Source organism: Sphingobacterium paludis, assembly GCF_004364125.1.
Classification (GTDB): domain Bacteria; phylum Bacteroidota; class Bacteroidia; order Sphingobacteriales; family Sphingobacteriaceae; genus Sphingobacterium; species Sphingobacterium paludis.
This window is the reverse complement of record NZ_SNZV01000004.1, coordinates 289502-315627: the sequence shown is the minus strand read 5'-3', so window position 1 is coordinate 315627 and position 26126 is coordinate 289502. Positions and strand designations below refer to the sequence as shown.

The 26126-nt window shown below is 43.5% G+C and carries 24 protein-coding genes; 12 read left to right on the top strand and 12 right to left on the bottom strand.

What is annotated here, in order from left to right:
* The first annotated feature begins 72 nt into the window (after positions 1-72).
* The 4 genes from B0I21_RS09545 (at position 73) to trpC (ending at position 3216) form a co-directional block, all read left to right on the top strand.
* Positions 73-1476 carry an anthranilate synthase component I family protein gene (locus tag B0I21_RS09545; protein WP_133640243.1) on the top strand — a complete coding sequence of 468 codons (1404 nt, stop codon included), beginning with the start codon at positions 73-75 and terminating at the stop codon, positions 1474-1476.
* Positions 1473-1694, top strand: coding sequence for a hypothetical protein (locus B0I21_RS09540; RefSeq protein ID WP_133640242.1), 222 nt, complete (start codon positions 1473-1475; stop codon positions 1692-1694). Before B0I21_RS09545 ends, B0I21_RS09540 begins: the two co-directional genes overlap by 4 nt.
* Before the next feature lie 29 nt (positions 1695-1723).
* Positions 1724-2299, top strand: a complete 576-nt coding sequence (locus B0I21_RS09535) for an anthranilate synthase component II (RefSeq protein WP_133640241.1) — start codon at positions 1724-1726, stop codon at positions 2297-2299.
* A 131-nt stretch (positions 2300-2430) separates the two neighbouring features.
* A complete protein-coding gene (gene trpC / locus B0I21_RS09530; RefSeq protein ID WP_133640240.1) occupies positions 2431-3216 on the top strand; it encodes an indole-3-glycerol phosphate synthase TrpC in 786 nt (261 codons plus the stop codon).
* Between the two features lie 111 nt (positions 3217-3327).
* Here trpC and B0I21_RS09525 read toward each other — a convergent pair whose 3' ends face one another.
* The 3 genes from B0I21_RS09525 to B0I21_RS09515 form a co-directional block, all read right to left on the bottom strand.
* Entirely contained in the window at positions 3328-4197 is an 870-nt protein-coding gene (locus B0I21_RS09525) for a cupin-like domain-containing protein (RefSeq protein ID WP_133640239.1), read from the bottom strand.
* Positions 4198-4782: 585 nt separating this feature from the next.
* Complete coding sequence (locus B0I21_RS09520; protein ID WP_037498738.1) at positions 4783-5550, bottom strand: uroporphyrinogen-III synthase; 768 nt, start codon at positions 5548-5550, stop codon at positions 4783-4785.
* A gap of 11 nt (positions 5551-5561) precedes the next feature.
* Positions 5562-6482 (bottom strand): DUF4271 domain-containing protein, encoded by a 921-nt coding sequence (locus B0I21_RS09515; protein WP_133640238.1) that lies wholly within the window; start codon positions 6480-6482, stop codon positions 5562-5564.
* 61 nt (positions 6483-6543) lie between these two features.
* Here B0I21_RS09515 and B0I21_RS09510 point away from each other — a divergent pair, with 61 nt between their 5' ends.
* Together B0I21_RS09510 and dusB are read left to right on the top strand one after the other, a co-directional pair.
* On the top strand, positions 6544-7116 hold the full coding sequence (locus B0I21_RS09510) for a DNA-3-methyladenine glycosylase I (RefSeq protein WP_133640237.1): 573 nt from the start codon (positions 6544-6546) through the stop codon (positions 7114-7116).
* A gap of 54 nt (positions 7117-7170) precedes the next feature.
* On the top strand, positions 7171-8166 hold the full coding sequence (gene dusB / locus B0I21_RS09505; protein ID WP_133640236.1) for a tRNA dihydrouridine synthase DusB: 996 nt from the start codon (positions 7171-7173) through the stop codon (positions 8164-8166).
* Between the two features lie 47 nt (positions 8167-8213).
* Here the strand turns inward: dusB and B0I21_RS09500 are convergent, their stop codons facing one another.
* The 3 genes from B0I21_RS09500 to B0I21_RS09490 are packed head-to-tail and all read right to left on the bottom strand — an operon-like array spanning position 8214 to position 11205.
* The gene (locus tag B0I21_RS09500; protein WP_133640235.1) at positions 8214-9716 is read right to left on the bottom strand and encodes a lipopolysaccharide biosynthesis protein; all 1503 of its coding nucleotides are present in this window, start codon (positions 9714-9716) and stop codon (positions 8214-8216) included.
* A gap of 7 nt (positions 9717-9723) precedes the next feature.
* On the bottom strand, positions 9724-10002 hold the full coding sequence (locus B0I21_RS09495; protein WP_133640234.1) for an acylphosphatase: 279 nt from the start codon (positions 10000-10002) through the stop codon (positions 9724-9726).
* Between the two features lie 33 nt (positions 10003-10035).
* A complete protein-coding gene (locus B0I21_RS09490; RefSeq protein ID WP_133640233.1) occupies positions 10036-11205 on the bottom strand; it encodes an amidohydrolase family protein in 1170 nt (389 codons plus the stop codon).
* Between the two features lie 393 nt (positions 11206-11598).
* Here B0I21_RS09490 and B0I21_RS09485 point away from each other — a divergent pair, with 393 nt between their 5' ends.
* The 3 genes from B0I21_RS09485 to B0I21_RS09475 all read left to right on the top strand — a co-directional run bounded on the left by B0I21_RS09485 (position 11599) and on the right by B0I21_RS09475 (position 15073).
* Entirely contained in the window at positions 11599-13983 is a 2385-nt protein-coding gene (locus B0I21_RS09485) for a TonB-dependent receptor (protein WP_133640232.1), read from the top strand.
* A 283-nt stretch (positions 13984-14266) separates the two neighbouring features.
* Positions 14267-14725, top strand: coding sequence for a D-aminoacyl-tRNA deacylase (gene dtd / locus B0I21_RS09480; RefSeq protein ID WP_133640231.1), 459 nt, complete (start codon positions 14267-14269; stop codon positions 14723-14725).
* Between the two features lie 18 nt (positions 14726-14743).
* Complete coding sequence (locus B0I21_RS09475) at positions 14744-15073, top strand: nucleotide pyrophosphohydrolase (protein WP_133640230.1); 330 nt, start codon at positions 14744-14746, stop codon at positions 15071-15073.
* A gap of 30 nt (positions 15074-15103) precedes the next feature.
* On the opposite strand, the gene B0I21_RS09470 is transcribed toward B0I21_RS09475, so the two are convergent.
* Positions 15104-15862: an endonuclease/exonuclease/phosphatase family protein gene (locus tag B0I21_RS09470; RefSeq protein ID WP_133640229.1), complete on the bottom strand. Its 759-nt coding sequence runs from the start codon at positions 15860-15862 to the stop codon at positions 15104-15106.
* Between the two features lie 323 nt (positions 15863-16185).
* Here B0I21_RS09470 and ggt point away from each other — a divergent pair, with 323 nt between their 5' ends.
* Entirely contained in the window at positions 16186-17877 is a 1692-nt protein-coding gene (ggt, locus tag B0I21_RS09465) for a gamma-glutamyltransferase (RefSeq protein WP_133640228.1), read from the top strand.
* A gap of 55 nt (positions 17878-17932) precedes the next feature.
* Here ggt and B0I21_RS09460 read toward each other — a convergent pair whose 3' ends face one another.
* From B0I21_RS09460 to B0I21_RS09450, 3 genes are all read right to left on the bottom strand, one after another.
* Positions 17933-19249: a DNA recombination protein RmuC gene (locus tag B0I21_RS09460; RefSeq protein WP_133640227.1), complete on the bottom strand. Its 1317-nt coding sequence runs from the start codon at positions 19247-19249 to the stop codon at positions 17933-17935.
* 77 nt (positions 19250-19326) lie between these two features.
* Complete coding sequence (locus B0I21_RS09455) at positions 19327-20514, bottom strand: formimidoylglutamase (RefSeq protein ID WP_133640226.1); 1188 nt, start codon at positions 20512-20514, stop codon at positions 19327-19329.
* 115 nt (positions 20515-20629) lie between these two features.
* A complete protein-coding gene (locus tag B0I21_RS09450; RefSeq protein ID WP_166637826.1) occupies positions 20630-21796 on the bottom strand; it encodes a retropepsin-like aspartic protease in 1167 nt (388 codons plus the stop codon).
* Positions 21797-21984: 188 nt separating this feature from the next.
* Here B0I21_RS09450 and B0I21_RS09445 point away from each other — a divergent pair, with 188 nt between their 5' ends.
* Both B0I21_RS09445 and B0I21_RS09440 read left to right on the top strand, forming a co-directional pair.
* On the top strand, positions 21985-22965 hold the full coding sequence (locus tag B0I21_RS09445; protein WP_133640224.1) for an NAD-dependent epimerase/dehydratase family protein: 981 nt from the start codon (positions 21985-21987) through the stop codon (positions 22963-22965).
* A gap of 12 nt (positions 22966-22977) precedes the next feature.
* Complete coding sequence (locus tag B0I21_RS09440) at positions 22978-24273, top strand: HAD-IB family phosphatase (RefSeq protein ID WP_133640223.1); 1296 nt, start codon at positions 22978-22980, stop codon at positions 24271-24273.
* A 612-nt stretch (positions 24274-24885) separates the two neighbouring features.
* Here B0I21_RS09440 and B0I21_RS09435 read toward each other — a convergent pair.
* Both B0I21_RS09435 and efp read right to left on the bottom strand, forming a co-directional pair.
* Positions 24886-25458 (bottom strand): 5-formyltetrahydrofolate cyclo-ligase, encoded by a 573-nt coding sequence (locus tag B0I21_RS09435; protein ID WP_133640222.1) that lies wholly within the window; start codon positions 25456-25458, stop codon positions 24886-24888.
* 72 nt (positions 25459-25530) lie between these two features.
* On the bottom strand, positions 25531-26091 hold the full coding sequence (gene efp / locus B0I21_RS09430; protein WP_133640221.1) for an elongation factor P: 561 nt from the start codon (positions 26089-26091) through the stop codon (positions 25531-25533).
* Positions 26092-26126: the final 35 nt, after the last annotated feature.

The window sequence follows — 26126 nt, the reverse complement described above, 5'->3', positions numbered from 1 at the left end:
TGTATTTTGGTAGATTGCGAAACAGCGCTACAACATTTTTAACGATAAAACATTTATTTTTGATCGCTCCATATGGAATACAAACTCAATACCAACCATAGAAAGATACTGGCAGACACCACGACGCCGGTTAGCATCTATTTGCGTATGCGGGACATCTTCCCGAATAGCCTTTTGCTGGAAAGCTCGGAATACCATAGCCGATACAATAACGTCAGCTATATTTGTTGTGATCCTATAGCGGGAATTGTTTTGACCGATGAACAGCTCCGAATCGCCTATCCGAATAAAGAGCCGATTTATAAAGCAGCGTCACAAATAAAGCTTCGCGAAGAGGTATCTCATTTCCGGCAGCAATTTACCCAGCCGGAACTTCCGGAAGTAAATGTGCTCTCTTCAGGATTGTTCGGTTATTTCACTTTCGATGCTGTTGCCCATTTTGAGGACATTACACTAACACGAGAAGCTGCTATAGGCCGCAATATTCCTTACATGCAATACCATGTTTACCGTTATGTCATTGCCATTGATCATTTCAGAAACCAACTCTATATTTTCGAAAATCTTTTGGAAGATGAACCCTCCGAGCTCGATCGCATGGAATACCTCATTCAAAACAAAAACTTCCCCGAATATCAGTTTTCCCGCGTAGGTGACGAGACTTCCAATATGGCCGACGATGACTTTAAACAGCTCGTCGAAAAAATGAAACAACATATTCAACGGGGCGATGTATTTCAGATCGTACCGTCACGAGCCTTTGCAACCCCCTTTTCCGGCGATGAGTTTAATGTTTACCGCGCGTTACGCTCGGTAAACCCATCCCCTTACCTATTTTACTTTGATTATGGCGATTTCAAACTCTTCGGTTCCTCGCCGGAAGCGCAGCTGACGATCAAGAAAAAAGAGGCTACGATCTATCCGATAGCGGGCACCTTTAAGCGTACCGGCGATATGGAGAAAGATGAAAAGATCGCCGAAGAGTTAAAGAATGACCCGAAAGAGTCGGCCGAGCACGTTATGCTGGTTGATCTTGCACGCAATGATCTGAGCAGACACTGCACCAATGTGCAGGTAAAATCTTACAAAGAGGCGCAATACTATTCACATATCATCCACTTGGTTTCCAAGGTGTCTGGAACGCTCAATCCAGAAGCAAACCCTTTCGATGTGGTGGGCGATACGTATCCGGCAGGAACCCTTTCCGGTGCGCCTAAGCATATGGCGCTCACGCTAATCGACCGGTATGAGGGTTTGCAACGCTCCTTTTACTCCGGCGCATTGGGTTACATGGGATTCAACGGAGATTTTAACCACGCCATTATGATCCGTTCGTTCTTGAGTAAAGAAAATACCTTGCATTACCAGGCTGGCGCCGGCATCGTACTCGACTCCGACCCAGAAAAAGAACTTCAAGAAGTAAACAACAAAATTGCGGCTCTTCGCCGTGCACTAGAAATCGCTGAAACGTTATGATTAGACCGTTAGCCTATTGCGAAAGCATCCAACATTTCGAGCTTTCGATCGACAGCATTGATAACCGCATCCAAGAGCTATTGGAGCTACGCAAGCAGTATGTCGCGGGATGTAAAGCTTTAGAAGAAGACAAAGCAGCCGAGAACCGCTTATCAATGCAGGAAACTGGCGATGCGCTGCGTATTGACATCATGAATAAGATATTTTTGCAACAATAGCCATCACTTACAACGTACAAAACACTGCCATGAGCAACAATAAAATATTGGTAATTGATAATTACGATTCGTTCACTTACAATTTGGTGCATTTGCTCCAAGAACTCCAGCAGAGCTACACCGTCTTGAGAAATGATAAATTCACACTGGATGAAGTAGCCAGCTATGACAAAATTTTGCTATCGCCGGGTCCCGGAATTCCAGAAGAGGCGGGTTTGTTACTAGACGTTATACGCACGTATGGAGCATCGAAAAGCATTTTGGGCATATGTCTGGGTCAGCAGGCCATTGCTGAAGTGTATGGTGGCGTGCTTTATAATATGCCGAAGCCATTGCACGGCGTAGCTACAGGCATCGTCATTACAGACGACAGTGAAAAATTGTTTCAAGACTTTCCGAAAGACTCCCTCATTGGGCGATACCATTCTTGGGCGGTAGAACGAGATTCTTTACCGGCATGCCTGAAGGTAACAGCGCTGGACAACGACGGTGTAATTATGGCACTGGCCCATACGGAGTATGACGTGCGAGGGATGCAGTTTCACCCGGAATCTATCTTGACTACAAACGGCAAAAAACTGATTGCTAACTGGTTAAAAAAATAAAAAAATGGTTTTTATCTACGTTGCACTGCGCAAACGTTACAGCAGAAGAGGGAAAACGACCCATTTTCACGTCTGCTATGACATTCTTGGGCACGCTTAGAGAACCTCGTATTTTACTACACAATTTAAACATGACAATTCTTGACACTATAGTTGAAAAAAAGAAGCTTGAAGTAGCCGATGCGAAGGCAAAGGTGACTATCGAGACACTACAGTCGTACCCCATGTTCGCGCGAACCTGTTATTCCTTAAAAGAATCGGTGCGCGAGCGAGGAACGAATGGCATAATTGCCGAATTCAAACGTGCATCACCATCCAAAGGATTAATTAATGGCGAAGCAAGCGTAGAAGAGGTCGTGCGGGGCTACCAGCAAGCTGGTGCGTCCGCGGTGTCTGTATTGACAGATGGCGATTTTTTTCAGGGCAGTCTGGACGATCTTGTTATCGCGCGTCAGCACCTCAGCATACCGCTGCTACGCAAAGAATTTATCGTCGATACCTACCAGATCGCCGAAGCTAAAGCCTATGGTGCCGATATCATCTTACTCATAGCGGCTTGTTTGACGCCCAAAGAGGTTAACGATTTCGCCGACTATGCCAAAACGCTCGGATTAAATGTCCTATTGGAAGTACACCATGAAGAAGAGCTTCAGCAAAACTTGATTGAAAGTGTAGACGCTATTGGTGTAAACAATAGAAATTTGAAAGACTTCACGGTAGACTTACAACATTCGTATGATTTGGTCAATAAAATTCCGGATCGTTACATCAAGGTATCGGAAAGCGGCATCGCTGATCCTCACACCATCAATGCATTGAAAGCGGCAGGATTTAACGGTTTCCTCATCGGTGAGAACTTTATGAAAACCAACGACCCCGCTGCGGCAATCAAAGAATTTGCGGAAACGATGGGATAAACGAGAAGCGAAGAATGCGTAATGCGTTGGCGCAGGCCAAGCCTATCGCGCACGCCATACACGATTCTCCCTATCATTCATAAAAAAAGGAATCGCATTGGATTCCTTTTTTTATGAACTTCTTCTACGGATGCCGCGCTGCGCTCGTTTCTTTGCGACATCGATCTTATAATCCAACCATTTCTGCTTAAAAAGCTTACGCATGGTATCATCGAAATGTCTTGTGATAAACAAATTTCGCGCACCCTTTATTTTCTCGCTAAGCGAATTGGCAAGCGCTCGAACCGAAATGGAGTAACCTTCCGTTTCGTACTGTATATAATGCCACCAGCCCGCAGGCATATACAAAGTATCGCCGGGATGAATAAGAGCCTCATACCCATCTAACAATTTTAGCCCCGGATATTTTTCCGGATCACTGGTTTTGAGGTTTGCTATGCTGTGGAAATTATACGGCAACTTGTACATCAAGTCTGACTGATCATTAGGGAAAACCCAGATTCTTTTCGTGCCCTGAAATTGCGATATAAAGACATGCGACATGTCGATATCGAAATGGTTGCGTGTCGCAGAACCTTCGCCCCCAAAAAACATGTAGGGCAACCATTGTAATACCTTTCCGCCGGTCACGTCATTATATATGACGTCTTTTTTTAATTCCGGTCGAATCTTCAGAAGATTGAAAAGAAACAATCGAAGTTCGGTAGGTTCAGCACTAATCTTATCAAGGTATTCACCAAAGCTCATGCGACCTATCGGCGGACTGGCAGCATGATTTTGTGACTCTTCCTCGCGGCCATATATATCCACTTGCTCGTTACCAGCTATTTCCTTGAAATAGTCGTAACTCCATTTTTGCCAACACGCACTATCTTTGCTTATAAAATCTTTGATAATGACGGGTTGACCTTTGCTGAGATAATCCCTAACAAAGTCTTTCGGAGCAACTCCTGATATACTATCTACTGGTTTTAGTTTCACTCGTTATTTTACTTATCGTCTACGCACAAACTTAAAAAAAAAAAGTTCTTTTGGAAGCACAATACAAGACTATTTTTAATGCTTCTAAATAAGCTGCTTCACACGGCTTTTTACTCTTGCCATACGCTCGTATTGCTCTCCCTGAGCTTGCCTATGTTACGGATAGCTCAGGACCAAACTCCTATCCAAAAAGCATTCCCATAGGCTTTTGCAGCGCATTGTCAAACATAAGTCTTCTGGATAGAAAGCCTTTATCCTGTAGCGGGCAAATATTTATTTACTAGCCCTCTTTCATCTGCTTGACCAACGATGTTTCGGCAGCATACAAAGGCCAATACGATCTACCATTGGCTTGACAATATACAGGTTAAATTTCAATATTTTATATTTAGCGTCAAACTTGAGCGGGGAAAGAAAAATGGATAACAATGTAGGTATACTATCTTCTGGCTCATCGCTATCTAAATAATAGGATGCGCAGTAGGAAGCCGAAACGTGTATCACGCAGCGAGAGGACAAGTTGTGTACAACAAGAAAGAGAGCTACCTCTGTAACTCTCTTTCCTTATCGTTCTTTATAGAAACTCTATTTATTGACTTGTTTTATGTATTGCTCTACGGCCATAGTCATACTGGGTGCTTCAGGCGTAGGTGCTGGAATGTCTAATATCAGATCATGCTTCAACAACTCCTGTTGTGTCGTCGCACCAAAGGCGGCTACGCGAGTATTATTTTGTTTAAAGTCTGGAAAATTCTCGTAAAGCGATTGCACGCTAGATGGACTAAAAAACACGATGACATCATAAAAGACATTTTCAAGATCTTGGATGTCACTGATCACGGTACGAAAAAGAACGGCCGGTGTAAAGTCGTAGCCGTTGTCCTGCAACCATTTTTGTGTTTCTTCATTTGCCACATCCGAACAAGGGAACAAGAACTTCTCCTTGCTGTGCTTTTTCAGCACCTCTTCAAGATCTTTTGCGGTCTGTTTGCCAAAGAAGATCTTACGCTTGCGGTATTGAATATATTTTTGAAGATAAAGGGCAATGGTTTCCGATATACAGAAATACTTCATTTCGGATGATACCTCGTAACGCATCTCTTCGCAAACACGGAAAAAATGGTCTACGGCATTTTTACTCGTAAAGATAACGGCAGAGAAATCAGCAAAATTTACCTTCTCCTTGCGGACATCTTTCGCTGGTACACCTTCTACATGGATAAAACCTCTAAAATCGAGCTTTAGGTTGTATTTTTCAGCCAATGTGAAATATGGAGACTTATCATTTTCGGGTTTTGGCAACGTAACTAAAATGCTTTTTACCTTCTTGGCTCTTGCTACATCTACTTGCATATTCAATTTTTTTAATTGCTCAGTGTTTTAACCAATATCAAAATCGGTGCTACTTCGAGTGCGCAAAGATACAGAATTAAATAAAAAATCGAAAACTTAAGATTTCCAAAAAGACGAAGCGCCGTTCTCAAGAACCTGTAAACAAATAAGATAGACGCCACAACACTAAACAAAATTAACACAAATTTAAAATAGTTTGCGGGAATAAGCGTTACCGCCAAGAGTATGGGCATTAAAAATAACATGCTATTGAAATATACCAAGTACAAGACCGTGACATATTCTCTTACTAAACGACCGATTTCAAATACAAAGGATATAAAGCGAATCAATACGATCTTCAAGACGAACAAGACAGCCACGACAGCGGTGGTTCGGAGGTAATTCGACCAATTTAACGCATCATGGTGCAAAAAGGAAGATTCAACAAGCAAAATAAACAACCCTAGGGCCAAGCTAAAGATTAAATACAGCAGGATATAAGGCCAAGAAGTCAGCATATTATCTTCCTTGCTGATTTGTTGCAGGGTACGTTCATTGTAATAGGCTTGCACAATCATTGCGAAATCTCCGGGGAAGAGGATTCTAACCAGCCCTACGGCAAGAAAAAGGACAAAGACACTTCCCAGAATCCAGGTAGGTCGGCTGATTTTTCGCGTTCCCATCGCAGTTGGCACGTCGTTATTTTCGCCCCGCATATAGGCCAAACTTTTTTCAAGATTAGTACTACGCTCCTCAATACCAGCCAAGAGTTGCTCCAAAAGCTGATGCGGCCGATCGGCAGGTGGATAGATATAATTAAAGGCATCTACTTCCTGAACCTCTACGCTGTCTGCGCCGCTGGTTGAACGTAGCGAATCCACCTGACAAATGCCCGGCAAAACGGACAGCAAAAATAGACCAGTGATTAAAATGCGATTCAACCAATACATGCAGAAAAATTACTTACTTTGGCGTAAAGTTAGGATAATATTGTTAAGCAAAAAAGAAAACATGAAGCAGGCCGATGTAACACGCTGTCCTTGGTGCGGCACCGATGATCTCTATGTCAAATACCACGATGAAGAATGGGGTAAACCCATTACTTCCGATCAGCTGTTATTTGAATTTCTGGTGCTAGAATCTGCACAGGCAGGCTTAAGTTGGATTACCATCTTGCGGAGAAGAGAGGGCTACAGAAACGCTTTTAGCCATTTCGACTATAAAAAAGTGGCACAATACGACCAGAAAAAAATAGATGAATTGGTACAGGATGCTAGCATCATTCGGCATCGCGGTAAAATTGAGGCCACGGTAAAAAACGCGCAGGTCTTTATGTCCATTCAAGAGGAATTCGGATCATTTTATCAATACCTTTACAGCTTTATGCCCAACAATAAACGGGTAGTGAATAGCCTCCCTGACATGAAATCAGCCGCCACCCACAGCGCAGAGTCAGATGCCATAGCCAAAGATCTTAAAAAACGTGGAATCAAATTTTTCGGAACGACCATATGTTACGCTTATATGCAAGCAGTAGGCATGGTCGATGATCACCTAAACGACTGTAGCTTCAAACAAGGATAATCCCCACCTCCACTCGTTTTCAATTTTTTAGTACCTTTGTAAAAAATGAATGAGATGGCTGTTAAGATTGGTGAACATATTGATTTAGGTGAGTTTCCACTGTTATTGGCTCCTATGGAGGATGTAAGTGATCCGCCATTCCGTTACGTATGTAAGCAAAACGGAGTCGATATGATGTACACAGAATTCATTTCTTCTGAAGGGCTTATCCGTGATGCCGCAAAATCTCGACAAAAGTTGGATATCTTCGAGTACGAGCGTCCTATCGGTATCCAGATCTTTGGTTCTGATATTGAACATATGCGACAGTCTGCCGAAATATGCACGCTAGCTAATCCGGATCTCATCGATATTAACTATGGCTGCCCTGTTAAGAATGTGGTCTGTAAAGGGGCTGGCTCTTCCTTATTGCAAGATATTGACAAGATGGTCGCTATGACCAAGGCTGTCGTGGAAGCCACACACCTGCCCGTAACGGTAAAAACCCGACTGGGCTGGGATGACAACACCAAGAATATATATGAAGTTGCAGAGCGGCTACAAGATATCGGCATTCAGGCACTCGCTATTCATGGGCGAACACGCGCACAAATGTACAAAGGGCAAGCCGACTGGAGCATGATTCGGGACGTCAAACAGAACCCGCGTGTGAAAATACCCATATTTGGCAATGGCGATGTCGATTCGGTAGAGAAAGCGGCTGCGTGGCGACAAGAGTTTGAAGTGGATGGTATCATGATCGGACGTGCTTCAATCGGGTATCCATGGATATTTCGGGAGATCAAACATTTCTTCCAAACAGGTGAACGTCTGGAAGGTCCAACCATAGCGGAACGTGTGGATGTTTGTAAAACACACCTTAACAAATCTATCGAATGGAAGGGCGATAAGACCGGAATCTTTGAAATGCGCAGGCACTATGCTAATTATTTCAAGGGTATCCCGAACTTTAAAGAGTACCGCATGCAGCTCGTTGGTCTACAAAACCAGCAAGATATTTTAGCGGTGCTGGAAGAGATCGGCGATAAATTCGCGGAAGAGGTCGTATAATAAAACCCAGTATACTTTTCATAGCGCCGCAGCGCACTGTGCTCCCCCTAGGATCGAATAACGCGACGGATAAATTTTTGTTCAGTAAAAAGGATAAGTACCAGGTACAGCCCCAACAGTGCATTACCCCACCATACACTTCGATCTAGCCATGTATAATGTATGGTAACCAATGTCGCACCAACGACCAAGTGTGTTAAAATCTTCCGGACATTGTATGGAATGACATAGTTTTTTTGCCCCCAGAAATAAGACAGCGCAACCATAAGGATATAGGTTACGGTGGTGACGAGAATAGCGCCTATATAACTCCAGCGAGGTATGGCATAGTAACAGAGCACCATCGTCGTCACAGCCCCTATTCCAGAGATGTAGAGTCCGTAGCGTGTTTGATCCGATAGCTTGTACCATACCGAGAGATTCATGTATATGCCCAATAGCACATAATTAAAAAGAATGATAGGGATATACGTTAGCCCCGACCAGTATTGGGCAATTGCGGCTTCACTCCCGCCCTTGATAAAATATTTCAGCCATTCTATGTTTATGGATAAAGCCACCATGACGAACATCATCGCGATCACGAAATATTCCATAATAAGTGCATAGGTTTTACGGGCGTTTTCATGTTTCGCGTAGGAGAAGAAAAATGGCTCGGCACCTAAACGGAACGCCTGCACAAAGATGCTCAGAAAAACCGCTATTTTAGCAATAGCACCATAAATACCCAGATCCCGCTCGCCTATCTGCTCAGGCAGCAATGTGGGCATCAGGATTTTATCGAGATGTTCGTTGATAATGAACGAAATATTGGCAACAAAAATAGGAAAGCTATACGACAACATGGATTTCAACATCGGACGATCGCACTGCAGTCGAAATCCTTTCATCTCCGGAATAAGCATGATTAAGGTGACCGCACTCGCTATCAAATTTGAAAGAAAGACGTAGCCCAACCAACTTTCGCGAAACCAAGCTAACCGTACTTGTGGTATGCTATTGCCCTGCAGAAGTTCAGGGATAATCACCAAAAACAAGAGATTGAAGAAAACGAATACCAGAATATTGCACAGCTTAAGCACAGCATACCGAATTGGTCGATTCTGCGATCGCAACTTGGCAAAGGGAACGACGGCCAAAGCATCCGCGGCGAGCGTGAGCCCCATAAGCAAAATGTATACCTTGTAGTCTGCAATGGACTGTAAGCCTTTCCTTCCAAACCAAGCGGCAATGGCCCCACTGGAAAAAATAAGGCACCCTATAAACACAAATGCGGTAACAAGGGTGACAAGAAACGTATTGTTGAACACTTTAGGACGATCTTCGGGCTCGACCTTCTGCAAGTAGCGGAAATAGGTAGTTTCCATGCCGAAGGCCAAAAACGTGTTTAGCAAGGCCGCCCAGGAATAGACATTCGTAAAAATTCCGTACACGGATGCAGGAAATTTTTTGATAAGTAACGGAGTTAATACAAAGTTGAGTAAACGCGAGACGATTGTCGACAGGCCGTAGATAGCGGTATCACCCAAAAATCTTTTTACTACTGACACCCTAACGTTATTTGATTTTTTTTAGAACCTCAAAATTTTTGAATCCGCGAAGAGGCCCCTCTTCCTGCGTCAGCGATTTTACTTCCGCACGATCTGGTCCCTCCTGACAAAATTCCAGCAACTCCTCTAATGTCGATGAATCACCTTCGGCTTCGATATAGACGCTTCCATCAGGCCGGTTCACAACAAATCCTTTAATACCCAACTGATCGGCAACAGCTTTGCAAGTCAAGCGATAATAAACGCCCTGCACCTCACCGTAAACTTCTATATTTAAATGCTTCATCAAGCACAAATGTACAGAAGAAAATCCAACAAATTAAGCGATTCTTTGCATTGTAACGCGATCATGGATGCGTAAATTGTTCATTCCTTTTAAAAGCAGCAGCCCTGGTCGTTTATTTAATTCTATAGAGCCTATGGTGTCCTCCAACCCGAGGGCTTTCGCACCATTGATTGTCGCCCATTGCAAAAGTTGTAGAAAGTCCAGGTGATCAAAATGCGTAGCCAATACTTTGATTTCATCCAAAATGCTTAAGGTATCGTTGGATGCCAAGCTATCGGTCCCTAAAATCATCTTCGTCTTATCCGGGATAAAATTCAATATCTTAGGCAATTTGCCTTCGATGTAGAGGTTAGCTTTCGGACAGATGCAGTAATACACATCCCTATCTTGTCGATTGATAAAGTCGATATCCTTTAATGAAGTAAAGGTGTTATGCACTAAAATGAGGCGGTTATTTTTCGGTAAGTGTGGCAAATAAGACTGCACAGAGTTTCTCGCTTGTGCTTTAAATCCTTCAGCATCAAAACCCATCTCTTTATAGAAGTCGAGAAATTCACCTTCTCGATACCGAAACAACTTATTTTCCTCGTCACTCTCCTGATTATGCACACTGAAAATGTTGTCTTCGTTTACGGTGCGTTTAAACGCCTTAAAAAGTTCCTTAGAACAAGAGTAAGGTGCGTGCGGGGTTATCGAAGCATGGTTTGCATCAAAGTAAAACTCCGTATCTCGTGCACTGTCTATCCGCGGCTGCAACTCATCCTTATTCAAGCCCATCACTTCAACAAAGGTGTGATATCTTATTCTGCTATGCGCTTTGACTTCTGCAGAATGGGATGTATTGACATGATCGCCAACAGCCTGGATACCATTTTTCCACATCAATTCATCAGCAAATGTAATTTTCTCTAAAATCTCGCGCTCATCAGCTGCCCTCCTTTTCATCACGGCAGAAAGAAACCGAGGTAATCCTACGCCCTTCTCCGTCTTATCGAGCATATGCGATAGCTCAATATGGCAATGTGCATTGACAAAAGCAGGAATCAAAACACCATCATAGAGCTCTTTCTCTTTATCGAGAATCGCGACATCATTGTTTTCGTAAATTCCTTTAACGATCCCGGACTCATCTATCGCGACCACGCCATTCTTCAAAAAGTTCCCAACTACCGGAACAACAATACTCGCTGAAATATACCTCATCGATTTACAAAACTTAATTTTTGTGTATAAAAAGAAATCATTGATGCGTACCAATGTCTTTTCTTACCATTCATAAAGAAAATACATTTGCTAATTTATAAATTTTATTCGAAAAACAACATGTTGAGATAATTAAAAATTACAATTAGCCCCTTTGAAAAAAAAGATTAACAATTTGTGTTTCTAAAATTAATGTTTACTTTTGTTGCCATCGAAAGGGGTGCCTTGTTTTTTCAACACGAATAAAGGCTGAGATTATACCCAGTTTTGCATGATAGCGAAACGCACCTGATCCAGGTAATGCTGGCGGAGGGAAAAGGTTAGTTAAATGATAACAGCTATTAATAGCCCCTGATAATAGTCCGTTTAACTTTTTTATTAATATCACTTTTTATGGTAAAGAATGGATTGGTCACCCTTGCACTACTTGTGTGCACAGTGATAACTTTTGCACAAACACAGTTGCGTGTTATCGTCCAAACGCTCGAGCAAGAACCTCTTCGCGGTGCATCCGTGGAGTTTCAGGGCATCACAAAATCTGCCGATCAACACGGAATTGTTACATTTACCGAAATTAAATCACAAGCGGCCATCTTGCAGGTTCGACACATAGGCTTTGGTTCGTTTTCAAAGCACCTTAATCCCTCGCAGGAAAGTACTATCCGTGTGTTGCTGCAACCCGACCAACGATTGACCGGCGAAGTGCAGGTCATGGCCACACGCGCCGCAGAAAATTCCGCCACGACCTACAAGAACATTTCTAAGGAAGAGCTCAAGCGATTAAATCTTGGACAAGATATTCCTTATTTACTTGATCAAACACCTTCTGTCGTTGTCGGATCGGATGCTGGTGCGGGTATTGGCTACACAAACATGACCATCCGCGGATCGAACAGCCAGCGTATAAACGTGACATTAAACGGGATTCCGTTGAACGATGCGGAAAGCATGGGTTCATTTTTCGTCAACCTACCCGATTTTGCTTCAAGCACGCAGAGCATTCAGATCCAACGAGGCATTGGCACATCGACGAATGGTGCTGGCGCCTTTGGCGCATCGCTAAACATGCAGTCTGACGCGCTAGAGACAGCACCTTATGCCGAACTGAACAATACCTTTGGCTCTTACAATACCTGGAAAAACACGGTTAAGCTGGGGTCAGGACTAATACGTGATAAGTTTGCTTTCAATGCCCGTCTATCCCGAATAAGCTCCGATGGCTATATCGATAGAGCAACCTCCGACCTAAAATCGTTTTACGTAGATGCCGGCTATTACGGGGCCAAACACCAGCTCAAGGCAACCATCTTCTCCGGAAAAGAAAAAACCTTCCAGGCCTGGGACGGGGTGCCCGAAGAATTACTAGAAACTAATCGCCGCTATAATGGATTCGATTACGAAAATCAAACCGATAATTATACACAGACGCATCATCATCTTCATTATAATTATTTCGCATCGACTAACACAACGCTGAATGTTGCGCTACACTACACGCGTGGCCGAGGGTATTATGAAGAATATCGAAGGGATGACAACTTCAGCACATACAACTTAAAGCCTATTATCCATAGCGACACCGTCATCAATACGACCGATCTGATCCGCCAACGCTGGTTGGATAACTACTTCTACGGAACGGTTTTTTCGATAAACCATAAGCTGAATGAAAACCACAGCTTTATTTTTGGAGGTGGTGCCAATCAATACCGCGGCGACCATTATGGTAAAGTGATCTGGGCGCAGTATGCATCGGATAGTCAATTGGGTGATAAGTATTATTTCAACGACGCTGAGAAAAACGACGTCAATTTTTACGGGAAGTGGAATGGCAAGTTTGGCGCATTCAATCTGTACGCGGATTTACAATACCGGTTTGTGGATTACACCTTCGAAGGATTCGACCATAACAGAATATTGTCGGACGTGAACGTGAAACATCACTTTTTCAACCCGAAGCTAGGAGCCACTTATATGCTTTCGCCCAGTGCCTCCTTGTATAGCTCCTATGCTTATGGCAGTAAAGAACCGGTTCGCGACGACTACGTCGCGTCTTCAGCAAATGCACGACCACGAGCGGAAAAGATGCATAACATCGAAGCGGGCTATCGCCTGAGAAAAGAAAACATCAATATTGGCGCCAACCTGTACGGTATGTTTTACAACGATCAACTTGTGCTGACTGGAGAAATCAACGACGTGGGTGGATCGATTCGCGAAAATGTTCCTGATAGCTACCGCATAGGCTTTGAATTTGACGGCGCCTGGAGAATTTCAAAGCAATTTCAATGGAAAGCGACTGCCGGTATCAGCGAAAATAAAATCAAAAACTATACGGAGTACCTAAGCATACTTGATGAAAATTGGGATCCTACGGATGCACCACAAGTGACCAATGCATATCGGTCAACGAACATCTCCTTCTCCCCTGCCGTCATTCTATCCAATGAATTGTCTTACACGCCCATCGCGCCAGTGGAGTTTAGCTTAGCCAGCAAGTATGTATCGCGCCAATATCTTGATAACACGAGCAGCAGAGCACGCAGCGTAGATCCGTTTTTCGTAAACAACCTACGGTTACGGTATAGCTTTTCGTTGTGGAATATTGAAAACATTGACGCCAACCTCGCGGTAAACAATCTGTTTAATGAGAAATATGAATCGCACGGATATACCTACGGCGGCATAGCGCAAGCAGATGGAGCCAGAATCTTTGGTAACGCGTACTACCCGCAAGCAGAAACAAATTTCCTCTTCGGCTTAAATGTTAGGTTTTAAATATTTGTTTTGACGTATCACGTGTAGATTTTGGTTTATCAATTTTTACTTTTTAACTTGTTACTTTTGAACCGAGCGTAGCGAGCTCATCGAAGATAATTATCACTTTTGAATTTTGACTTGTCACTTTTGACTTTTTAATTTTTACTTTTGAATTTTGACTTCTAACTTGTCACTTTTGATTTATCACTTTTAACTTTTCAATTTTGACTTGTCACTTGTCACTTTTTACTTTTTACTTTTGACTTATCACTTTTTACTTTTTACTTTTTAATTTGCCAAAATGAGAGCAGTAGTACAGAGGGTCACGCAAGCAAGTTGTACGGTAGACGGTGTCTGCACCGGCAACATTGGCAATGGGCTATTGGTATTATTGGGCGTTGAAGAAGATGATAGCCAAGATGATTTGGAATGGCTTGGGCAAAAGTTAGTTAACCTTCGCATTTTTTCGGACGAAAACGGCCTGATGAATCGATCTGTTAAAGACATTCATGGACAAATTCTGCTGATTTCACAATTTACGCTGTTCGCACAGACGAAAAAGGGAAATCGCCCATCCTTTATCCGCGCTGCCCGCCCTGATCAAGCACAGCCACTATACCAGCAGATGGGTGCGTATTTGAAAGGATTACTGGGCAAAGAAACGCAGATGGGGGTTTTTGGCACAGATATGAAAATCGACCTCCGAAACGATGGTCCCGTTACGATTATCATGAATACAAAAGACAAAGAGAATTTTTAACAAAAATAGAAGCATATCATGACCATCAAGGAAGCGCAGGAAATAGTCGACAAATGGATCAATAGTACCGGTATTCGTTATTTCAACGAACTAACCAATACAGCTATATTGATGGAAGAAGTAGGCGAAGTAGCGCGTATTATGGCGCGTCAGTATGGTGAGCAATCGTTTAAAAAGTCAGATGAAGCCGTGAACCTGGCCGATGAGATGGCCGATGTTTTTTTCGTCCTGATTTGCTTAGCCAACCAGACAGGCATTGATCTTAACGAAGCCCTCATTAAAAATTTGGAAAAGAAATCTATTCGGGATGCTGACCGGCATAAAAACAACGAAAAATTAAATCCATAAATCGCCGCAACAGGCAGGTGATCGGTCGTGCTATTTGAATTCTACTTCTGCGCAAACCGGAAGATGATCAGATGCATCTGTCGCTATGGTTTTATAGCTTTTCCAAGAAAAGTTACCATGCTTACCAACCATAATATAATCGATTTCCGTTGTGGGATTTTGGTTGGGATGGGTAGCAGCATTCGCTGTTGTATTGCGTGAGAAATACGTCTCCAAAACATTCATAGGCTCACTGCCAGGTTCGGTATTAAAATCGCCCACCAAGATTAGCGGCCTGTCGTACCAATCGCCAACCTCCGTGATATGAGCCGCCTGTGCAAGCTTGTTCTCCGCTTTTAAATCCAAATGCGTATTCGCGAAAGAAAGTACCTGCCCGCTGGGCAACAGCACATCCACAATCGCTAAAGATCTTTGCTCACTGGGAACCGGCATCGGAAGTTCGTAGCGCCTATTGCCTATAATTTTATACTTCGACAATATCAGTGTCCCGTATTCGCCTCCATCTAGGTCTATTCCTTTCGAGAAGAAATAGTACATTCCGGTGAGTTCCGCGAGCTCAAGCGCTTGATCGATACCTTGCGAGCGTGGCACCCGCACATCCACTTCCTGAAGCCCGACCAGCTCCGCTCCTGAGTCATTGATAACCTTGGCTATCTGTTCAAGATCGATAACACCATCTTTGCCCGGTGGGTTGCCATGGTGTATATTATAAGACATGATCTGCACACGTTGCGCAAAACTGGCAGTAAAGCTTAATAAGAGGGTAATGGTCAAGAGTATGCTTCTCATATCACGTCGTTTAATTTTACCTGTCCATAATGCCTCTGTGAGCAAGACACATGGTTTACGCTGTCAAATGTCTTCTGCCATGCGGCGATGGTTTTCACGCGTATTTTTTGAAGCCGATCGCTCATCATTTACCATAAGACAAGTTAAAGGTAATAAACTTCTGCCGAGAAACCATTGTTTTAAACGATACAGCGCAATTTGTGTGTGCCATATGGCAAAACAGTTTACGACCGATTTTCAAGAACAACAGTTTTAGGCTATATTTACGTGACAACGCACCGATGTTTGCCAATAACACATAAAACAACCACATGTATATACATATGAAGCTATTTTACCCATTTCTATTTATTCTTTTTGTAAGCTCCTGCCAGGTTCGGCAAAGCAATCAGCATACAAAAAAAAGCCAAGAGTTTTCGCAGGGAGCTGTTGTTACAGCCCATCCTCTAGCTTCGCAAATTGGGGTGGACATCTTACAACAAAATGGAAATGTCGTTGATGCGGCCGTAGCTGTTCAGTTTGCGTTAGCTGTTGTCTATCCCAATGCTGGAAACATTGGGGGAGGCGGCTTTATGGTGTATCGTGACCACAGCGGTGAAACGACTTCATTAGATTTTCGGGAAAAAGCGCCAGGCAAAGCCCATCGCGACATGTATCTGGATAAAGCGGGTGAGCCGATCACAGACTTGAGCCTTGATGGACAGCTTGCGGCGGGTGTTCCGGGTTCCGTGGCGGGTATGGAAGAAGCGCACAAAAAGTTTGGCTCGCTAGCTTGGACCACACTGCTTGCTCCTGCCATAGCGCTTGCCGAGCAAGGCTTCGCGTTGACTGCACGACAAGCGAAAGAATTTAACGCGCATCAAGAGCGTTTTAAAAGGCTCAACAAAAATGGAGCAGAAATCATTCGCGAGCGGCCCTGGAGAGCGGGTGATATATTCATCCAAAAGCAACTGGCCAACACCCTGAAAAGAATTGCGGAAAAAGGAAGTGCTGGATTTTACACCGGTGAAACCGCCGATCTGATCGTTGCGGAAATGAAAAGGGGTAACGGTATCATCTCTCACGCTGACCTCAAAAACTACCGTGCAGTTTGGAGGCAGCCCATCGTAGGCAGCTACAAAAATTATAGCATTATATCCATGCCTCCGCCATCGAGCGGTGGCATTGCGCTACTTGCTCTTTTGCAATCTGTAGAGAAATATCCTTTACAAGAGTGGGGATTTCAATCAGATAGTACGGTCCGCGCGATGGTCGAAGCCGAACGACGCGTCTACGCCGATCGAGCAACACACCTTGGAGATCCGGATTTTTATAATGTACCCGTAGCATACCTTACCAATAAAGCGTTTAACCAGGAACGCATGAAGCAGGTAAGCCTGAAGAAAGCTACCCCAAGTGATCAGGTAAAGGCGGCAAAATTTCCAGGCTATGAGTCGGAAGAAACTACCCATTTTTGTATTGTAGACAACAAAGGGAACGCGGTATCCCTCACAACAACGTTAAACGGATCGTACGGCGCCGGCGTCTGGGTAGATGGAGCTGGCTTCCTATTAAACAACGAGATGGATGATTTCTCCGTAAAGCCGGGAACACCAAATTTGTATGGATTGTTAGGGGGTAAAGCCAATGCTATCCAGCCAGAAAAACGGATGCTCAGCGCCATGTCTCCGACAATTGTAGAAGAAAATGGTAAACTTAAAATGGTCATTGGCACACCCGGCGGATCAACCATTATTACCTCCGTTTTTCAAGGGATCTTAAACGTTCTCGAATTTGATATGGATGCACAGGCCTCGGTGTCTGCACCGCGGTTTCACCATCAATGGAAGCCTGATAGGATTGATGTCGAAGAGGGCGCCATTGCAACCGACATTCGGCAGCGTTTGGAGAAGGACGGGTATACACAGTATAAACGCGGAAACATCGGTAGAATGGAAAATATTATTGTTTTACCGAACGGCAAGTTGCAAGTTGGCGCTGATCCGCGAGGCGACGACTTTGCCGCCGGCTATTAATGCTACGCCACAGCCTGATACTAAACTAGGTTTTGGGCCATTGACAATTGCTTTCCTAATCCAGAAAGCGATTGTCAATTTGCTTATTTGCCTTTGCGCCGAGCACTTTCAAATTTTCTATTTTCCGGACTACGTTGCCGGGCCCCGTCGAGAGTTTTTTCATAGCTTCCAAATGTTTTTCGCTGGCGCGTTGCAAGTGCACATCAATTTGCTGCATATCGCCTAGAAAGCCCACAAATTTATCATACAGCGCACCGGCCTCTTTCGCAATCTCTAACACGTTTCTAGTTTGGCGTTCCTGCACCCAAATGCTCGCTATGGTGCGCAACGTAGCCAATAAGGTAGAAGGACTCACAATAACGACCCTGCGATCCCACGCTTCGGAAAACAGATCAGGCTTTTCGCGTACCGCAACACTCAACGCTGATTCAATAGGCATAAACAACAGCACAAAGTCCGGCGAATGTATACCGTAGAGATCTTGGTAGTTTTTGGCCGACAAATCCCGTACATGGCTCTCAATAGACTGCACATGTTGTTTCAAAGATTTTGCTTGCTCCACCTCATCTTCTGTATTGATCCATCGCTCGTAGGCAACCAGCGAAATTTTCGAATCTACGACTAAATGCTTTTCGTCAGGCAGCATAATAATGGCATCTGGGATCTTACGGATCTCTTCGGCTTTAAACACCGACTGTAAGACATACTCCTGATCTTTGACGAGTCCGGAACGCTCCAAGACACGTTCCAAAATGATCTCACCCCAGTTTCCCTGTTTCTTGGTATCTCCTTTTAAGGCTCTTGTTAAGTTGTTCGCCTCATTTTTTATAAGCAAACTTTGCTGCATCAATTGCTCAACAACACCTTTTAGGACATTTCTTTCCGCCGCTTCTTGTTGATAGGTTCGTTCGACCTTCTCTTCGAAGGTTTTTATTTTCTCTTTCAGCGGCGTGAGAATCTGGTCCATTTGCTGTTGGTTCACTGCGGTAAATTTCTGCGTTTTTTCTTCCAGAATGGCGTTTGCCATGTGCTGGAATTGCAGATTAAATTCTTCCCGTAAGCTTGTCATCTCTGCTTGCTGCGCCTGAAACTTTTCTTGCTGGGCCTGCAGGTAGGCATTTGTCGCCTCCAATGTTCTTTCCAAAGCTGCCCGCTCATTTCGCTCACGCTGCAGCGCATCATCTTGCTGTGTGCTGCGCTCAGCCAGCATGCGTTCTCTTTCCTGCAGTTTGGCGAAATCTAAGCGCGTAACATTGTGGGTTTCAACCAGTCTTTCATACTCGCTTTTGCTGACGTTGCGGGCATTTGCACGCACCAAAGCGAGCATGAAAATCACTAAAACGCAGATAACCACAATCAATAATATTTCCATAAAAAATAGCTAAAGAAAATGATAAGCTCTGGGCAAGCTTCACATGCCCGAAAGTTTAAATATCAATGGACGCGAGTTTACTGTAATTTCTGGTGAGTTTTCCACCAAAGGTCGGGCATATCCCCCGCGACGGCCTGCTGATAATCTTCATATCGACAAGGAACCCAATAGTAGCGTTCGTTAACGGATTTCGACCCGAAATAAGGAACTTGCATCCACCAACGGTCAGATTTTTTGCTTTTTACAAAGACTAATTCATAGTCATCATTCTCCAATGTTGTGCGGTAAACGATATATGCGGACTTCGGGATCAGTGGGGCGTCGTTTTTGCGGTTATAGAATCCATCGATAAAACACCAGATCATTTGCGCGACTAGACTCCCGGTATGCCCCATAGGGTCGAATGTGGGGTTGTATTCATAAAACCCAATGGACGAGCATTTATCCGACATTCCCGCATAACGCGTTAACTGGCAGGCTTCGTCGCCATATAAACCGTTGGGCATGGCATTTGCATTTCCCGGTGCCTCGGATGCGCGTATGGCGCCGATGTCAAAACTCAATATGTCTGCCGCACGTATCAGCGGCTCCGCCTGATCCAGCTTCCCGGTGATCATGCCCATACGCATGGTGCTAAAAAACAATTTATCATACATATTCAGCGATTCTTTACTAACCAAATAGGTTTGATAAGCCAAGTTACTAAGGTTAAAAAGATAGTCCGGCTGATGTAGGATAATATGATTCAGGTAGGTATTGGAATTTAAGGACGTGTTTTCTGCATTATCCTGATCAAGATCAAACTTCGCATCAATGATTGCTAATTCTACACGTTGCTCCAAGCCTTCGTAGGCCGTATATTGGGCATATGTCAAATCTTGTCCACCCCCGATAATAATCGGTAAGATATTGTGTTTAACAAGTTCTTCCACCACGGTCTTTAGGGCGACATAGGTGTCGCGAATAGTCGCGCCAGCCTGGATATTACCCAGATCGGCTATGCGTACATTATAATCGCCCTGATACAAATTGTAAAAGTGCTTCCGGATAGCATCCGCTGATTTCTTCGTCCCCGCGTTATTGACAGCGCCCCGTTCTTCTTCGACACCAATGATCACGATATGTGGCTTACTCTCTAGAGCTTCAAGATCTGGAAAGCTGTGTTCATAAGCTTGGATAATCTTCCCAAACTGCGAATTATAAAAATCAGCCCCTGCACAAAATTCACGTGTAGAGATTGGCGAAAAGAAATCAGCTAAAGACATAGAATATGTTGGTATTAATTTTATCGTAATGGTGAGGGATAAAGATAGGAATAATTATTTCCGTGAAAATTCCTATTTTTACGATAGTTCACATCCGCTGCAAAAAACGTTACACTTAACTTTTCAGGTATACCTTTTTTGTTAATTTCACATCCAGAACTTCTCCACTTCTCCTTATTTTTATATCAATAACATCCGCATCTTGCTCTGCCCTGTTAAAAAAATAATGACACGCAGCGTCTTTATCAAGATGTTCTAGATCAACATTATTGATACTGATAATGGAGTCTCCTACTTGTAAAGGAAGACTTTCGTCTTGAAAGATGTAAACAACTACAGGCTTGTTCTCTACAAAGCGGTATCCAAAACCAAAGGAACTAAATTCATAGGAAGCATTTCTGATTTGCTTCATATAAATTTTACGATTCGTCCAATCTAAAACCATTACAAAATTTTGAAAGAATCCATTTCCAATAAGATTCGAACCTCCCGTCGTCACCATTTCGTCGGTAAAGCTTTTATTTCCCAGTGATAGGTTTGGAGCCTTAAAAAGATATCCAGATGCAGGATTTCCTGCACCAAAAGCGCCGATACTGCTGTTTCCAAAGATTGCCACTTTCTCCACTATTTCTTTTGGATTATAATTTCTGTCCGTAATTTTCAGATTTCTTGAAAACCCGGTATCGAACGTAAAGTCTATCTTTTTACCAATTATCTGCGCTTCCACAATAGGCGTCTTTTGATTCTTCGTGGTGAATGGAATCACGAAATCAAATTCGTTCAGATCAAATTGGGACAGATCCTGCGTAACCTCCATTGTGTTTTCAGCATAGTTTACTTTCCAGAACAACTTAGCCATTTGGTTAGCGCCCAGAATGCCATCGACTTGCAGGCATTCAAATTCAGTTGCCTTAAGGTCCATAACGACAACACCGATGTTCTTAAAAGTCACTTGGTCTACAATCATTTCAGGTAATATGGAGAAAATCTGACTTTGCTTATTTCTTTGCGAATCCTTTGCCTTACTCTTATGCTTTTTTTCAAGTCCTAATTCCGTATAGATCGCTGTAGAAATAACGGTAGGAGCTCCAGTATCAAACAGGAAGTTGTAGGTCTTCCCGTTAATATTAACGTTTACAAAAGGCAAATCGGCTACATATTGTAAATTAAGTTTTTCGACCGTTGACTGTAGCTGAACGCTCCCCCCATCAAAGAATTTCTTCCCTTGGGCAATAAGACTAAAATTAGAGAAAAGGAAAATAATGTAAAGAATGGCTTTCATAAGTTCGTTTTTTATAAAAATAGGAATTTTGCGAGTTGAAGCAAAGCGTCCGTTGATGTGAAACAAAAGACTATCCGCTATCCGGACGGGTTGCTCAAACAGCCGGCTTCGTAAGACCGAAACGATTTGGATAGCAGATGACAATAATCTATCTTTGGGAATAACAACGTTCAACAATTTAGTCAGCAGTGGTATTTGTAACAGGCGGAACTGGTTTTCTGGGATCAACATTGATCAAATTATTAACCGATCAAGGGGTAGCTGTTTTGGCAATAAAACGGGAAAATTCGGTGATCCCTGAAACGTTAATTTCCTCGTCTTTGATACAGTGGGTAGATGCTGATATTACGGATTATTTTGCCCTATCCGATATCTTCGGGGGAATCACACAGGTGTATCATTGTTCAGCCATGATATCCTACCAGCCGCAAGACTATGCCGCTATGCTGCATACCAATATCGAAGGCACCAAGCACATTGTCAACCTTTGCTTGGAACACAACGCTCGCCTTGTGCACGTAAGCTCCATTGCGACGCTAGGTGTCAGTAAAAAAGGAGAACTGCTGACCGAAGATAGCAAATGGGACGATGGGGCAGATAATTCCAAGTACGCGGTCTCCAAATACGAAAGTGAAATGGAGGTTTGGCGCGGCATCGTGGAGGGGCTAGACGCTGTTATTGTGAATCCATCGGTGATCATGGGGATCGGAGCAGGCACGAAAGGGTCCGGCGTTATCTTCAAGATGGTGCAGCAGGGATTGAAAATTTATCCGCCTGGCACGGTCGGCATTGTGGACGTAGACGATGTAGCCAAAATCATGATCGTGCTGATGAACTTGGTCGATATCTCGGGTGAACGCTTTATTTTGAACAGTGAAAACCTTACGAACAAAGACCTTTTAGAACGCATTGCTACGCTTTTAAACAAACCATTTCCCACGGTCGAGGCAAAACCTTTTATGCTGAGCGTTGCCTGGCGTGCTGCTAAGCTTGTCGCGTTGATAAAACGCGAACGCCCGTCCTTAACCCGCGATGCAGCAAAAGCTGCCGCTTCAAAGCTGGCCTATTCAAATAAAAAAGTAACCGACACCACAGGATACACGTTTAAAGCTGTTGACGTAACTTTGCAGGAAATCAGCCTTAAACTTAATCCTAAAACCATACATTAAAACTGGAACACTGTGAAAAATTACTATATCATCGATTTCGATAGCACTTTTACACAAGTCGAAGCGCTGGATGAACTCGCTCGTATATCGTTAAAAAATCATCCCGATAGAGAGGCAATCTATCAAAAGATCGAAGATTATACAAACCTCGCCATGGAAGGCAAAATCTCCTTTCGGGAAAGCCTAACCGGTCGCGTGCAATTGCTCAATGCAAACCGATCACACCTCAATAAATTAGTTTCACATTTAAAAAGGAAGGTATCACTGTCCTTCGGCCGGAACAAAGAATTCTTCAAAAAAAATGAAGACACGGCATGGATTGTTTCTGGCGGATTCAAAGAGTTTATCACGCCTGTCGTCACACCCTACCACATAAAAAAAGAAAACATCTATGCCAATACCTTTCTGTTTGATGCAGACGATAATATCATTGGCTACGATGAGAGCAATCCGCTCTCTGACGAGGGCGGTAAGGTAAAGCTGCTTAGGGAACTCCGTATCGATGGTCGTATCTTCGGAATTGGTGATGGTTACTCCGATTTCCAGTTGAAGGAGTCTGGTCTTATCGAGAAATTCTTCGCCTTTACGGAAAACATCTCCAGACAAAGCGTAACCGAGAAAGCGGACCATATCACGCCGAGCTTTGATGAATTTCTGTACGTAAACGATTTGCCACGGGCCATTTCCTATCCAAAAAACCGTATACTCTGTTTGATTATTGGCAATGTACCAGAGATAGCTGTACATATCCTTAAACGGGATGGTTTTTCTGTGCGCACAAAAGATAGCTTTGAAGAGAAATATGTCAAAGATGTAGGCATGCTACTCGTTGCAGAGGGCGTGAAGATAGAGGACGAGCAGCTTGCACGAGCAGACAAGCTCAAGACAATTGGCTATCTGGGCGATGTAAAAGGAAACATCAGTAAAGAAATTTGCACCGAAAAAGGCATTGTGGTATTTGATGATAAAAAGAACAAAAAGCGTAACTCGGAATTTATTCCACGCCGGATGGCTGACTTTATCAATAACGGAGACACCTACATGAGTCGTAACTTCCCGAATTTAACGTTACCACGCCTTATGCAAGCGCACCGCCTTCTCCACATCCATCAAAATGTACCCGGCATTATGGCGCAGATCAATAATGTCTATGCCGAAAATGATATCAATATTATTTCACAATTTTTGATGACAAAGGGCGACATTGGCTATGCCGTGACTGATATCCATGCTGCGTATGATAAGAATTTGCTCAAGCAGCTGAAGCAGATTGATAATACCATAAAGTTTAGAATTTTATATAAGTAGTTTAAAATCCCTTTTGAAAAAAAGGGATTTTATGTTTTTAAACGGATTGCCCCTCGCTTAAATCCTACCGCCACATGCCGCGGCAGGGCACTACTTTTGATGACCAAAAGGTAGCAAAAGTCAGTCGCTTGAAACCTTTGCAGGGATGGTTTGTGCATTACCAAATGTATACATATTGCAAAGCTTTCGATGCGACATATCGTCTAAGAAAGGGAAGAAGCAATAAAGCAAAGAATAACCTAACTCTTCTCATTACCCACTCACTACGCATTACCCAATACCCAATCTACATACTAAATACTATCTACTAAAGTCTAATTCGCATTACTCAATACTCGCAATCCGAAAGATTGCCGCGCCATCGTTCCGCTGGCTCGCAATGACGCTCATTTTCGCACTACACATTACCCACTACGCACTACTCGATACCCCCGATCCGAAAGATTGCCGCGCCATCGTTCCGCTGGCTCGCAAGGACGCTCATTTTCGCACTACACATTACCCACTACACACTACTCGATACCCCCGATCCGAAAGATTGCCGCGCCATCGTTCCGCTGGCTCGCAAGGACGCTCATTTTCGCACTACGCATTACCCACTACGCATTACCGTTAAAAAAACGGATAGGTGTTGTCCGGCGTAAGCAGTATATCTAAAGGAACATCGAAAGGGCCTACATCAGTAATTTCTGGAATGGGTTCGAAATAGGAAAGCCCGATTTTAACACAGTCTGGACGGCACTTGGCAAGAAACCGATCGTAAAAACCTTTGCCATATCCTACCCTATTACCCTTCATATCGGCCACCAGCAAAGGAATAATAACGGCGTCCAACAAGCTTTCGTCTACCGATTCCCCGGAGATAGGCTCTATTATACCCCAAGCACTTTCTTCCATCAACATTTTATCCGTAAACAGAAAATTCTCCATGCTGTAGTTGGCTATATTGGCTCTGCTAACCACGATGTTGTTGTCTGGAAATTGCTGTTGCAGATAATCGATAAAACGCCACATATCAGGTTCCCGCTGTTGGGCGATAGGTAGGAATGTATGGACGTATCTCTTGTTTGACCACGATAGGGTTTGCAGACGCAGCAGCAGCGCATCGTTGAAGCTATTGATAGCATCGTTCGAAAGATGTTTCCTACGCTCCTTATACGTTTGTCGCAATGTAGCTTTTATCATCCGCTATAAACAAAAACGGTCTTGCGCTGAAGCAGCAAACAAGACCGAATAGTAAATCTAGTATCTCAATCCTTACTTTACACGCTCGATATAGTCACCGGTACGTGTATCCACTTTAACCTTATCACCTTGGTTGATAAATAAAGGCACGCGAATCTCTACGCCAGTTTCTACCGTTGCGCTTTTAAGGGCATTGGTCGACGTATCACCTTTTACGGCCGGTTCAGTGTAGGTGATTTCGAGCTCCACAGTAGCCGGTGCCTGCGCCATAATAGGCTCATCACTTTCGAAAGCAATGATAACGTTCATTCCTTCTTTTAGAAAGCGGGCTGTATCCCCGAAAAGATTCTTAGGAATATTGAATTGCTCATACGTGTTATTATCCATCACCACAAAAAAGTCGCCTTCGTCATACAGATATTGATAATCATTGGTTTCCACGCGTGCGATTTCAACGTCTTCGTCGGTTCTGAAACGATATTCCACTAATTTACCGCTCCGGATGTTACGCATACGCGCTTGGTAAAACGCGCGTAGGTTTCCTGGTGTGCGGTGAATAAACTCCTCGACAGCTACTAACTCGCCGTTAAAACGTAGTATATTTCCTGATTTTACTTCAGATGCTTTTGACATAACAATATCTTTGAATTTTGATTACAAAACTACAA

Coding starts and splice junctions, on each gene's coding strand:
- B0I21_RS09545 (WP_133640243.1), top strand. CDS start 73: ATGGAATACAAACTCAATACCAACCATAGAAAGATACTGGCAGACACC.
- B0I21_RS09540 (WP_133640242.1), top strand. CDS start 1,473: ATGATTAGACCGTTAGCCTATTGCGAAAGCATCCAACATTTCGAGCTT.
- B0I21_RS09535 (WP_133640241.1), top strand. CDS start 1,724: ATGAGCAACAATAAAATATTGGTAATTGATAATTACGATTCGTTCACT.
- trpC (WP_133640240.1), top strand. CDS start 2,431: ATGACAATTCTTGACACTATAGTTGAAAAAAAGAAGCTTGAAGTAGCC.
- B0I21_RS09520 (WP_037498738.1), bottom strand. CDS start 5,550: ATGCAAGTAGATGTAGCAAGAGCCAAGAAGGTAAAAAGCATTTTAGTT.
- B0I21_RS09515 (WP_133640238.1), bottom strand. CDS start 6,482: ATGTATTGGTTGAATCGCATTTTAATCACTGGTCTATTTTTGCTGTCC.
- B0I21_RS09510 (WP_133640237.1), top strand. CDS start 6,544: ATGAAGCAGGCCGATGTAACACGCTGTCCTTGGTGCGGCACCGATGAT.
- dusB (WP_133640236.1), top strand. CDS start 7,171: ATGGCTGTTAAGATTGGTGAACATATTGATTTAGGTGAGTTTCCACTG.
- B0I21_RS09495 (WP_133640234.1), bottom strand. CDS start 10,002: ATGAAGCATTTAAATATAGAAGTTTACGGTGAGGTGCAGGGCGTTTAT.
- B0I21_RS09490 (WP_133640233.1), bottom strand. CDS start 11,205: ATGAGGTATATTTCAGCGAGTATTGTTGTTCCGGTAGTTGGGAACTTT.
- B0I21_RS09485 (WP_133640232.1), top strand. CDS start 11,599: ATGGTAAAGAATGGATTGGTCACCCTTGCACTACTTGTGTGCACAGTG.
- dtd (WP_133640231.1), top strand. CDS start 14,267: ATGAGAGCAGTAGTACAGAGGGTCACGCAAGCAAGTTGTACGGTAGAC.
- B0I21_RS09475 (WP_133640230.1), top strand. CDS start 14,744: ATGACCATCAAGGAAGCGCAGGAAATAGTCGACAAATGGATCAATAGT.
- B0I21_RS09470 (WP_133640229.1), bottom strand. CDS start 15,862: ATGAGAAGCATACTCTTGACCATTACCCTCTTATTAAGCTTTACTGCC.
- ggt (WP_133640228.1), top strand. CDS start 16,186: ATGAAGCTATTTTACCCATTTCTATTTATTCTTTTTGTAAGCTCCTGC.
- B0I21_RS09460 (WP_133640227.1), bottom strand. CDS start 19,249: ATGGAAATATTATTGATTGTGGTTATCTGCGTTTTAGTGATTTTCATG.
- B0I21_RS09455 (WP_133640226.1), bottom strand. CDS start 20,514: ATGTCTTTAGCTGATTTCTTTTCGCCAATCTCTACACGTGAATTTTGT.
- B0I21_RS09450 (WP_166637826.1), bottom strand. CDS start 21,796: ATGAAAGCCATTCTTTACATTATTTTCCTTTTCTCTAATTTTAGTCTT.
- B0I21_RS09435 (WP_133640222.1), bottom strand. CDS start 25,458: ATGATAAAAGCTACATTGCGACAAACGTATAAGGAGCGTAGGAAACAT.
- efp (WP_133640221.1), bottom strand. CDS start 26,091: ATGTCAAAAGCATCTGAAGTAAAATCAGGAAATATACTACGTTTTAAC.